Origin of the sequence: Pseudomonas sp. AMR01 (assembly GCF_041946035.1) — a bacterium.
In the GTDB taxonomy this organism is placed as follows: Bacteria; Pseudomonadota; Gammaproteobacteria; order Pseudomonadales; family Pseudomonadaceae; genus Aquipseudomonas; species Aquipseudomonas antarctica_B.
Window position 1 is genome coordinate 1 of record NZ_JAUTYR010000068.1, and the last position, 10741, is coordinate 10741.

7 protein-coding genes are annotated in these 10741 nt (G+C 63.5%); 6 read left to right on the forward strand and 1 reads right to left on the reverse strand.

The window, feature by feature from the left end:
• On the reverse strand, window positions 1–250 hold a 250-nt coding region (locus Q7C20_RS26230; RefSeq protein WP_375071123.1), incomplete at its 3' end, for a hypothetical protein.
• 154 nt (window positions 251–404) lie between these two features.
• Between Q7C20_RS26230 and lexA the strand changes: the two genes are divergently transcribed.
• From lexA to uvrA, 6 genes are all read left to right on the forward strand, one after another.
• Window positions 405–1022 carry a transcriptional repressor LexA gene (gene lexA / locus Q7C20_RS26235; protein ID WP_348062324.1) on the forward strand — a complete coding sequence of 206 codons (618 nt, stop codon included), beginning with the start codon at window positions 405–407 and terminating at the stop codon, window positions 1020–1022.
• Window positions 1022–1636 (forward strand): translesion DNA synthesis-associated protein ImuA, encoded by a 615-nt coding sequence (gene imuA, locus Q7C20_RS26240; RefSeq protein ID WP_348062323.1) that lies wholly within the window; start codon window positions 1022–1024, stop codon window positions 1634–1636. Before lexA ends, imuA begins: the two co-directional genes overlap by 1 nt.
• Before the next feature lie 7 nt (window positions 1637–1643).
• On the forward strand, window positions 1644–3059 hold the full coding sequence (locus Q7C20_RS26245) for a DNA polymerase Y family protein (RefSeq protein WP_375071124.1): 1416 nt from the start codon (window positions 1644–1646) through the stop codon (window positions 3057–3059).
• A gap of 126 nt (window positions 3060–3185) precedes the next feature.
• The gene (locus tag Q7C20_RS26250) at window positions 3186–6263 is read left to right on the forward strand and encodes an error-prone DNA polymerase (protein WP_375071125.1); all 3078 of its coding nucleotides are present in this window, start codon (window positions 3186–3188) and stop codon (window positions 6261–6263) included.
• 109 nt (window positions 6264–6372) lie between these two features.
• Window positions 6373–8085 (forward strand): ATP-binding protein, encoded by a 1713-nt coding sequence (locus Q7C20_RS26255; RefSeq protein WP_375071126.1) that lies wholly within the window; start codon window positions 6373–6375, stop codon window positions 8083–8085.
• Entirely contained in the window at window positions 8082–10601 is a 2520-nt protein-coding gene (gene uvrA / locus Q7C20_RS26260) for an excinuclease ABC subunit UvrA (protein ID WP_375071127.1), read from the forward strand. Before Q7C20_RS26255 ends, uvrA begins: the two co-directional genes overlap by 4 nt.
• Window positions 10602–10741 lie beyond the last annotated feature (140 nt).

Below are 10741 nucleotides of genomic sequence, written 5' to 3' on the forward strand. Positions count from 1 at the left end.
TTGCTCGCGAATGCGGTGTATCAGCCACCAAATCCATCAACTGATCCACCGCCTTCGCGAGCAAGCCCGCTCCCACAGTTTTGACCGAGTGCAACTTTAATAACCCACAAGCCAGCTCCCACACTTGAATGGCTGGATCAAAAAACCTGTTTTTGCCAAGGCGGATTGCGGTGTCCCAGACAAAATGGAGATCCAACTGTGGGAGCGGGCTTGCTCGCGAATGCGGTGCATCAGCCACCAAATCCATCAACTAACCCACCGCCTTCGCGAGCAAGCCCGCTCCCACAAAAAGCAGTGACCAGCTGTAAGAATGGAACCATAAGCAGCAACCTCCCAAACAACCAATAGGTACTCAATCCCCCCCGACTGACGGTTATTGTCAGAAATATCTCACAAGAGTACAAATGTACTCCATGACAACCCTGACCCCCCGCCGTACTGCCATCCTGACCTTTATCCGCGACCGTATCGCGCTGCAAGGCCAGCCCCCGAGCCTCGCCGAGATCGCCGAGGCGTTTGGCTTCGCCTCCCGCAGCGTCGCACGCAAGCACGTGGTGGCCCTCACCGAGGCCGGCTTCATCGAGGTCAACCCCAACCAGGCCCGTGGCATCCGCCTGCTTAACCAACCGGTACGCCCCGAATGGCTGGACATCCCCGTACTCGGCCGAGTCGCCGCGGGCCTGCCCATCGGTGCCGACGCCGAAGTGCACAACCGCCTGCAACTCGATCCCGCCACTTTCGCGAAAACCCCGGATTACCTGCTGCGGGTGCAAGGCGACTCAATGATCGAAGACGGCATCCTCGACGGCGATCTGGTCGGCGTACGCCGTAGCGCTGAAGCCTTGAACGGCCAAATTGTAGTGGCGCGCCTGGACGGCGAAGTCACCATCAAACGTTTCGAACGCAGCGGCGACCATGTGCGCCTGCTGCCACGCAACCCCGCGTATCAACCCATCGTGGTCGGGCCTGACAGGGACCTGGCCATTGAAGGGGTGTTCTGCGGCCTGGTGAGGCAAGGTTGATGGGCGCCGTGGTTGCCCTGGACTCGCTGTTCAACGGCGGGCGAGTCTGGAAGGGTCGGCCCGCCGCGCCACCGGCCAGTGTGCACCCCACGGGGCTGGCGGCGCTGGACGCGGTGCTGCCCACCGGCGGCTGGCCGGAGTCGGCGCTGAGTGAAATCTTGATGGCCAGGGAAGGTGTCGGCGAGTTGCAGTTGGTGCTGCCAACCCTGTCGCGCTTATCGAAGGCCGGGGAGCGCATTGTGCTGGTTGCGCCACCCTATACGCCGTACCCCCATGCGTGGCAAAACGCCGGGGTGGATTTGCGGCGGCTCTCGGTGATCCAGGCCGAGGAGCGCGACGCGCTGTGGGCGGTAGAACAATGCCTGCGCTCCGGCAGTTGCGGTGCGGTGCTGTGTTGGCCGCGCAAGGCCGATGATCGGGCGTTGCGGCGTTTGCAGGTGGCGGCGGAAACCGGGCAGACCCTGGCATTTGCCTGGCGCGCTTTAAGTGAGGCGATCAATTCATCGCCCGCCGCCTTGCGCCTGGCGGTCGAGGCAAAACCTGCGCAGGTGCGGGTACTCAAGTGCCGTGGCGGGTTGGCCCATCCGGCGCCGATTGCGCTGGCGGGGCATTGAGGTTGCCATGCGCTGGGTGTGTATTGTCTTCCCGCAATTGGCGCTGGACGGGGTGCAGCGTGTGCATCCCGAACCGGACCAACCGCTCGCCTTGCTCGCCGGTACGCCGCAGCGGCGCGTGCTGCAAACCGTCAACGACGCCGCCCGCGCCTTGGGCCTGCGCCCCGGCCAATCGCTGACGGCGGCGCATGCCCTGGCCAAAAACTTTGCCAGCGCCGAATACGACCCCGTGGACATTGAGCGCTGGCAGCAGTTTCTCGCCGCCTGGGCCTACTGTTTCAGCTCCCAGGTCAGCGTGTATTACCCGCGCGCCTTGCTGTTTGAGATCGAATCGAGCCTGGGGCTGTTTGGCCCGTGGCCGAAGTTTGAAGCGCGCTTGCGCAAGGAATTAACCGAGCTGGGTTTTCGCCACCGTATCGTCGCTGCGCCCAATCCGGCGGCGGCGCGGGTGCTGGCGAATATCTACGATGGCCTGGCCGTGGCCGATGATCAGGCGTTGATGCAGGCTTTAGCGCCGCTGCCTATTGATCGCGCCGGCCTTGACCCGAAGGACGCCACCGCGTTGTCGCGCATGGGCTTGCGCACTCTGGCCCAGGTGCAAGCCTTGCCCCGGCATACGCTGGCGCGGCGCTTTGACGCGACACTGCTCAAGCACCTGGATGCGCTGACCGGGCAGCGGCCGCTGGCCCTGGCGTTCTATCAACCGCCGGACCGCTTCGATACGCGCATCGAGCTGAATTTCGACGTGCAATCCCATCAGGCCTTACTGTTTCCCTTGCGCCGTTTGACCGGCGACCTGTCCGCCTTTCTGTGCGGCCGTGACAGTGGCGTGCAGCGCTTTGACCTGCACCTGGAGCATGCCCAGGCGCCCGACAGTGTGATCAAGGTTGGCCTGCTCAGCGCCGAGCGCGAACCGGCGATGCTGTTTGAACTGGCCCGTGGCCGCCTGGAGCAGGTGCAAGTGACCTCGCCCGTGCGTGGCTTTCGCCTGGTGGCGCAAGACCTGCCCCTGTTCGTGCCACAGCGCCAGGATTTGTTCGACGACCGCCCGCAACAAACTCTGCCGTGGGAGCAATTGCGCGAACGCCTGCGCGCTCGGCTGGGTGACGAGGCCGTGCAAGGCCTGCGCTTTCAGGCCGACCACCGCCCCGAATGCGCCTGGCAAGCGGCAGAGGATAATCGCCCGTGCCCGAGCTTGAATAAGGTGCAACGCCCCGGCTGGTTGCTGCGTGAGCCGACATTGCTGGCCGAGCACGGCGTGCAAATATTGATGGGCCCGGAACGCATCGAATCCGGCTGGTGGGACGGCGCCGATATCCGCCGCGATTACTACCTGATCCAGACCCGCGCCGGTCAGCAAGGCTGGGCCTATCGCACCGTGGGGCAAAACGATGGGTTGTGGTTGCAAGGCTGGTTTGCATGAACCATTCCGTGCGGGCACCCGCCAGCTGGCCGGCGAAAAACGCCAAAGTGCCGCGTTTAGTCTGGCGTTGCGCGTCATCGTTAACGACCATCGCAGGCAAGCCAGCTCCCACAGGGGGCGTGCGTTATGGCGGGTGAATACGCGGAGCTGCATTGCCTGTCCAACTTCAGCTTTCAGCGCGGCGCTTCCAGTGCGCTGGAATTGTTCGAGCGCGCCAAGCGCCAGGGCTACAGCGCGCTGGCGATCACCGATGAATGCACCTTGTCGGGCATCGTGCGTGCGTGGCAGGCGGCGAAGGCGGTGGAATTGCCGCTGATTATCGGCAGTGAAGTGCGCATCGAAAACGGCCCGAAACTGGTGCTGCTGGTGGAAGACCTCAGCGGCTATCAGCACCTGTGCCGCTTGATCACCCTGGCCCGGCGCCGTGCCGAAAAGGGCAGTTACCGCCTGTTTCAGGAAGACTTCGACCAACCATTGCCCGGCCTGATGGCGCTGTGGGTGGCCGACGACAGCGACACCCAGGCGTCGATCCAATGGCTGCGCCGCACCTTTGCCGAACGCCTGTGGCTGGCAGTGCACCTGCATTGCGGCCAGGACGATGCGCGCCATTTGGAGCAACGCCTGGCCCTGGCGGCCAGCCTGAAAATCCCGGCGGTGGCCTGCGGCGATGTGCACATGCATGCCCGTGGGCGCCGTGCGCTGCAAGACACCATGACTGCCATCCGCCATCACGTGCCGGTGGCCGAAGCCGGCACGCGCCTGCACCCCAATGGCGAGCGGCACTTGCGCGGCCTCGACGCCCTGGCCGCGCTGTACCCGCAAGCGTTGCTCGACGAAACCCAAGCCATCGCGCGGCGCTGTACCTTCGACCTGAGCCAGTTGCGCTACCACTACCCGCGCGAACTGGTGCCCGCCGGCCATGACGCCAAAACCTGGCTGCGCGCCGTGACGGAAGAAGGCATCGCCCGACGCTGGCCAAAGGGCGTCGACGCCAAGACCTTGCAGCAGATCAATAAGGAACTGGAGCTGATCAGCGAGCTGGGTTACGAAAGCTATTTCCTCACCGTGCACGACATTGTGAGCTTCGCCCGCAGCCGTTCGATCCTGTGCCAGGGCCGGGGTTCGGCGGCCAACTCGGCGGTGTGTTTTGCCTTGGGCATCACCGAAATTGACCCGAGTCTGACGGACATGCTGTTCGAACGCTTCCTGTCGAAGGAGCGCAACGAGCCGCCGGACATCGACGTCGACTTCGAACACGAGCGCCGCGAAGAAGTGCTGCAGTATGTGTTCAATCGCTATGGCCGCAACCGCGCGGCGCTGACGGCGGTGGTCAGCAGTTACCACGCGTCCGGCGCGGTGCGTGATGTGGCCAAGGCCCTGGGGTTGCCGCCGGACCAGATCAACGCGCTGGCCGAATGTTGCGGGCGCTGGAGTGACGATGCACCGCCCCTGGAGCGCCTGCGCGAAAGCGGCTTCGACCCGCAAAGCCCGATCCTGCGCCGGGTGCTGACGCTGACTCAACAACTGATCGGCTTCCCCCGGCACTTGTCCCAGCACCCCGGCGGTTTTGTGATTTCCGAATACCCGCTGGACACCCTGGTGCCGGTGGAAAACGCCGCTATGGCCGATCGCACCATTATCCAGTGGGACAAGGACGACCTCGACGCCGTCGGCCTGCTCAAGGTGGATATTCTCGCGCTGGGTATGCTCAGCGCGATCCGCCGTTGCTTCGATTTGCTGCGCCGCCATCGCGGTATCGACCTGTGCCTGGCGTCGGTGCCCAAGGAGGACGCGGCCACCTACGCGATGATCAGCAAGGCCGACACCGTCGGCGTGTTCCAGATCGAGTCGCGGGCGCAGATGTCGATGTTGCCAAGGCTCAAGCCAGAGAAGTTTTATGACTTGGTGATCGAGGTCGCCATTGTCCGGCCGGGGCCGATCCAGGGCGGCATGGTGCACCCGTACCTGCGTCGGCGGAATAAGGAAGAGCCCGAAACCTACCCGTCGCCGCAACTGGAAGCGGTGCTCAAGCGCACCCTCGGCGTGCCGTTGTTTCAGGAACAAGTGATGCAGATCGCCATGGTCGCTGCCGATTACAGCCCCGGCGAGGCCGACCAGTTGCGCCGCTCCATGGCCGCCTGGAAACGCCACGGCGGCCTGGAACCGCATCAGGCACGCCTGCGCACCGGCATGCTGAAAAACGGCTACACCGAAGCCTTTGCCGCGCAGATCTTTGAGCAAATCAAGGGGTTTGGCAGCTACGGTTTTCCCGAATCCCACGCCGCCAGCTTTGCTTTGCTGACCTACGCCAGTTGCTGGCTCAAGTGCCATGAGCCGGCAGCTTTCGCCTGTGCGCTGATCAACAGCTGGCCCATGGGTTTTTACAGCCCGGACCAGATTCTGCAGGACGCGCGGCGCCACGCCTTGCAGATTCGCCCGGTGGATGTGCAGGCCAGCGACTGGGATTGCAGCCTGGAACTCATCGACGGCGCGCAGCCAGCGATTCGCATGGGCCTGCGCATGATTTCGGGGTTTCGTGAGGAAGATGGCCGGCGTATTGAAGCCGCTCGCCAGCGCCGGGTGTTCAGCGACATCGCCGACCTCGACGAACGCGCCGGGCTGGACGCGCGTACCCAGGCGTTGCTGGCGGATTCCGGCGCCTTGCGTGCGCTGGCGGGCAACCGGCACGCCGCGCGCTGGGAAGTGGCCGGCGTGCACAAGCAACTCGGGTTATTCGCCGGTTTGCCTGGCCCGGAAGAGGCAGTGGTGGAGCTGCCGACACCTTCGGTCGGCGAAGACCTGCACGCGGACTACGCCACGCTCGGCACCACCCTTGGGCCGCATCCCTTGGCATTGTTGCGCGATGAACTGCGCAAACGACGCTGCCGCAGTTCCCATGAACTGATGGCCGTGGAGCATGGGCGCAATGTGAGCGTTGCCGGGCTGGTCACCGGTCGCCAGCGCCCGGGCACCGCCAGCGGGGTAACCTTCGTGACCCTGGAAGATGAGTTCGGCAACCTCAACGTGGTGGTCTGGCGCGACCTGGCCGAGCGTCAGCGCCAGGCATTGGTGGGCTCGCGGCTGCTTAAAGTGGACGGGCGCTGGGAGGCCGTGGGCGAGGTGCGGCACCTGATTGCCGGGCGTTTGACCGATCTGTCAGCGCTGCTGGAGGGGATTAATGTGCGCAGCCGGGATTTTCACTGAAGCCAGTGGTGTGTGCGTCGATTTCCCCCTAACGTATATGCGTTGAAACGATCTGAGTGCGGCGCGCTCCAAACTTTGCCGATGTCCTCTTTTCGCACAGAGTTAAACGATGCAATTTCTATCCAACCCACACGGCTGTGATGGTTGGGCCGGTGAAATGGCCCAGCGAATTCGCGCGTTTGATTGGTCAGCCACCGACCTGGGCCCGCTCGACCGCTGGCCCACCAGCCTCACGTGCACCGTGCAGATGATGCTGGCGTCGCCCGTGCCGATGGTGATGCTGTGGGGGCCGGCGGGGCACATGATCTACAACGACAGCTATTCGGTGTTCGCCGGAGGACGGCATCCGTATTTGTTGGGTACGCCCGTGGAGCTGGGCTGGCCGGAAGTGGCCGAGTTCAACCGTCATGTAATGAGCACCTGTTTGGCCGGTGGCACTCTGTCGTTCAACAATAAAGACCTGGTGCTGCTGCGCAACGGCAAGCCGGAAACAGTATGGCTGGACCTGTATTACAGCCCCGTCGCCGGTGACGATACGCAACCGGCCGGGGTGCTGGCGATTGTGGTGGACACCACCGAGCACGTGCACTCCGAGCGGGTGCGCCAGGAACTCACGCATAACCTTGAGCAACGGGTGGCCGCCGAAGTGCAGGCACGCTCGGCCGCTGAAGACCAACTGCGCCAATCGCAAAAGCTCGAAGCCATCGGCGGCCTGACCGGCGGTGTGGCGCACGACTTCAATAACCTGCTGCAAGTGATCGCCGGCAACCTGCACCTGCTGGCCCGGCATGAGCCGGACAATGCCCAGGTGCAACGCCGCGTCTCGGCAGCCATCGCAGCAGTGGAGCGTGGCGCCAAGCTGTCGTCGCAGTTGCTGGCGTTTGCCCGCCGCCAACCGTTGTCGCCCGCGGTGTACAACCCGCAACGCATTTACGCAGGGTTGGGCGAGCTGCTGCAGCGTGCGCTGGGTGAGACCATCCATATCGATGTGCAATTGGCCCAGGATTCCTGGTGCATCAATGTCGACCGCAACCAGCTGGAAAACGCGCTGCTCAACCTGGCGATCAATGCCCGCGATGCCATGAACGGCGAAGGCGTGATTCGTATAACCGGCGAGAACATCATCCTCAACCCCGACGATTGCGCCGGTAAGAGCATCAAACCGGGCGAATATGTACGCCTGGCAGTGATTGACTCCGGTGTTGGCATGCCAGAGACGGTGCTCAAACGCGCCTTCGAACCGTTCTTCACCACTAAACGCGAGGGGCACGGCACCGGCCTGGGCCTGAGCATGGTGTTCGGCTTTGTGCGCCAAAGCGGCGGGCACGTAGAGGTGTGGAGCGAGGAGGGGAAGGGCTCGGTGGTGCAGATGTATTTCCCCCACAGCCTTGAGCCGGAAAGCGTCGATACAGACAGCGAACAGGCACTGCAGGGCGGCGGCCAGGAAACCATCCTGGTGGTGGAAGACAACGAAGGCGTGCGCCTGACCGTCGTTGAGTTGCTGCAGCAGGCGGGCTACACCGTGCTGACCGCCGAGGACGGTGACCGGGCGATGCAGGTCTTGCAGGGCGGTGCGCAGCCGGACCTGATTTTTACCGACGTGGTGATGCCGGGCCGAATCAAAAGCACCGACCTGGCCGACTGGGCCCGCACGCAACACCCTCCCGTGGCCGTGCTGTTTACCTCGGGCCACACCCGCGACATCCTCTCGACCAATCACCTGCTAAGCCCCGACATTCATCTGCTGAGCAAGCCCTACAACCCCGAAGCCTTGACGCATCGGGTGCGCAGCGTGCTCACCGCCAGACAAGGTTGCCCATGACGTCACAACGCAACATCCCCCCGATCACTGCCCAACGCCCAGGTTTCGTCCGGGTGCGCGGCGCCCGCGAACACAACCTGCGTAACGTCGATGTAGATATTCCCAGGGATGCCCTGGTGGTATTTACCGGAGTCTCCGGCTCGGGCAAATCGTCCCTGGCCTTTTCCACGGTGTATGCCGAGGCCCAGCGCCGCTATTTCGAATCGGTGGCGCCCTATGCGCGGCGCTTGATCGATCAAGTTGGCGTGCCGGATGTGGACTCCATCGAAGGCCTGCCTCCGGCCGTGGCCCTGCAACAGCAGCGCGGCACGCCGAGTGCGCGCTCATCGGTGGGCAGCGTCACTACGTTGTCGAGCCTGATTCGCATGCTGTACTCGCGCGCCGGCAGCTATCCGCCGGGGCAAGCGATGCTCTACGCCGAGGACTTTTCGCCAAACCTGCCCCAAGGCGCTTGCCCGCAATGCCATGGCCTGGGCCGCGTGTATGAAGTGACCGAGGCACTGATGGTGCCGGACCCGTCGCTGACCATTCGCCAGCGCGCGGTGGCCGCGTGGCCGTTGGCGTGGCAAGGCCAGAACCTGCGGGACATCCTGGTAACCCTGGGCTATGACGTTGATATCCCATGGCGCGACCTGCCGAAAAAGCAGCGCGACTGGATTCTGTTCACCGAAGAAACCCCGACGGTTCCGGTGTACGCCGGCTTCACTCCGGCACAAACCCGCGATGCCTTGAAACGTAAAGTGGAGCCCAGTTACCAGGGCACCTTCAGCGGCGCGCGGCGTTACATCCTGCACACCTTCACCCACACCCAAAGCGCGCTGATGAAAAAGCGCGTTTCGCAGTTCATGCAAGGCAGCGCCTGCCCGTCGTGCGAAGGCAAGCGGTTGAACAAGGCCGCACTGTCGGTGAAGTTCGCTGGCGTGGATATTGGCGAGTTGTCGCAGCTGTCACTGGCGCAGCTGGCTGAGTTGTTGCGGCCCGTGGCGGCGGGGCAGGACAAGATGAAACTGTCGGTGGAGAAACGCTTGGCTGCGCAGCGTATCGCCGAGGATTTGCTGGAGCGCGTGAGTACCTTGACCGAGCTGGGCCTGGGGTATTTATCCCTGGAGCGCAGCACGCCGACCTTGTCGTCCGGGGAGTTGCAGCGGTTGCGTTTGGCTACGCAGTTGGGTTCGCAACTGTTCGGCGTGATCTATGTGCTGGATGAGCCTTCAGCGGGCTTGCACCCGGCGGACGGCGAAGCGCTGTTTACCGCGCTTGATCGCTTGAAGGCGGCGGGCAATTCATTGTTTGTGGTGGAACACGACCTGGAAACCATGCGCCGCGCCGACTGGCTGATCGACGTAGGGCCGGCGGCGGGCGAGCACGGCGGTCAAGTGTTGTACAGCGGCCCGCCGGCGGGGTTGGCGCAGGTCGAGGCGTCGCAGACGCGCGAGTATTTGTTTGCCGAACCGCAGCCTTCGAATGCAGTGCGTCGAGCGCCTACGGGTTGGCTGAAGCTGGAAGGCGTGACGCGCAATAATCTCAAGAACTTGAAGGTGGATTTCCCGCTGGGCTGCTTTACGGCGGTGACCGGTATTTCCGGTTCGGGTAAATCCAGCTTGGTCAGCCAGGCGCTGCTGGAACTGGTGGGCACCGGGCTTGGCCGTGTGCAGGAAAGCGATGAAGAGACCAGCCTGGAAGACGATGCGCCGCAAACCAGCGGCGGGCGGATCAGTGCCGGTCTGGAGCAGATTCGCCGCCTGGTGCAAGTAGACCAGAAGCCCATCGGCCGCACGCCGCGCTCCAACCTGGCGACTTACACAGGGCTGTTCGACAACGTGCGCAAGCTCTTTGCGGCCACGCCGGCGGCGAAGAAGCGGGGTTACGATGCGGGGCAGTTCTCGTTTAACGTCGCCAAGGGGCGTTGCCCGAATTGCGAAGGTGAAGGGTTTGTCAGCGTTGAGTTGCTGTTTATGCCGAGTGTGTATGCGCCGTGTCCGACGTGCCACGGGGCGCGGTATAACCCTGAAACCCTGGGCATTAAATGGCAGGGTTTGAACATCGCCCAGGTGCTGGGGTTGACGGTGGAGCAGGCGGTGGAAGTGTTTGCCGAGCAGCCTGGGGTGTTGCGTTCACTGCAGGTGCTGCGGGATATCGGGTTGGGGTATTTGCGGCTGGGGCAACCGGCGACTGAGTTGTCGGGGGGTGAGGCGCAGCGGATCAAGTTGGCGACCGAGCTGCAGCGCAATGCGCGGGGGGCGACGTTGTATGTGTTGGATGAGCCCACGACCGGGTTGCATCCGCGGGATGTGGATCGTTTGCTGAGTCAGCTGAATCATTTGGTGGAGGCGGGGCATACGGTGGTTGTGGTGGAGCACGAGATGCGCGTGGTGGCGCAGAGTGACTGGGTGATCGATATCGGGCCGGGGGCTGGGGATTTGGGCGGGAAGGTAGTTGTGCGTGGTTCGCCTTTTAAGGTTGCGAAGAGCAAAACCAGCCGGACTGCGCCGTTTCTGGGGCGGGAGTTGGTTTGAGGTGGGGGGTGCTGGGGCGGGGTTTTGGTGTACATATCCGTTGCTGCGGTCATGGCTGATAGGGGTTCCGCTCTTACAGCGGGTCACTTTTGGAAGGACCCAAAAGTAACCAAAAGGTCCTCGCCCCACCACTCGGCACC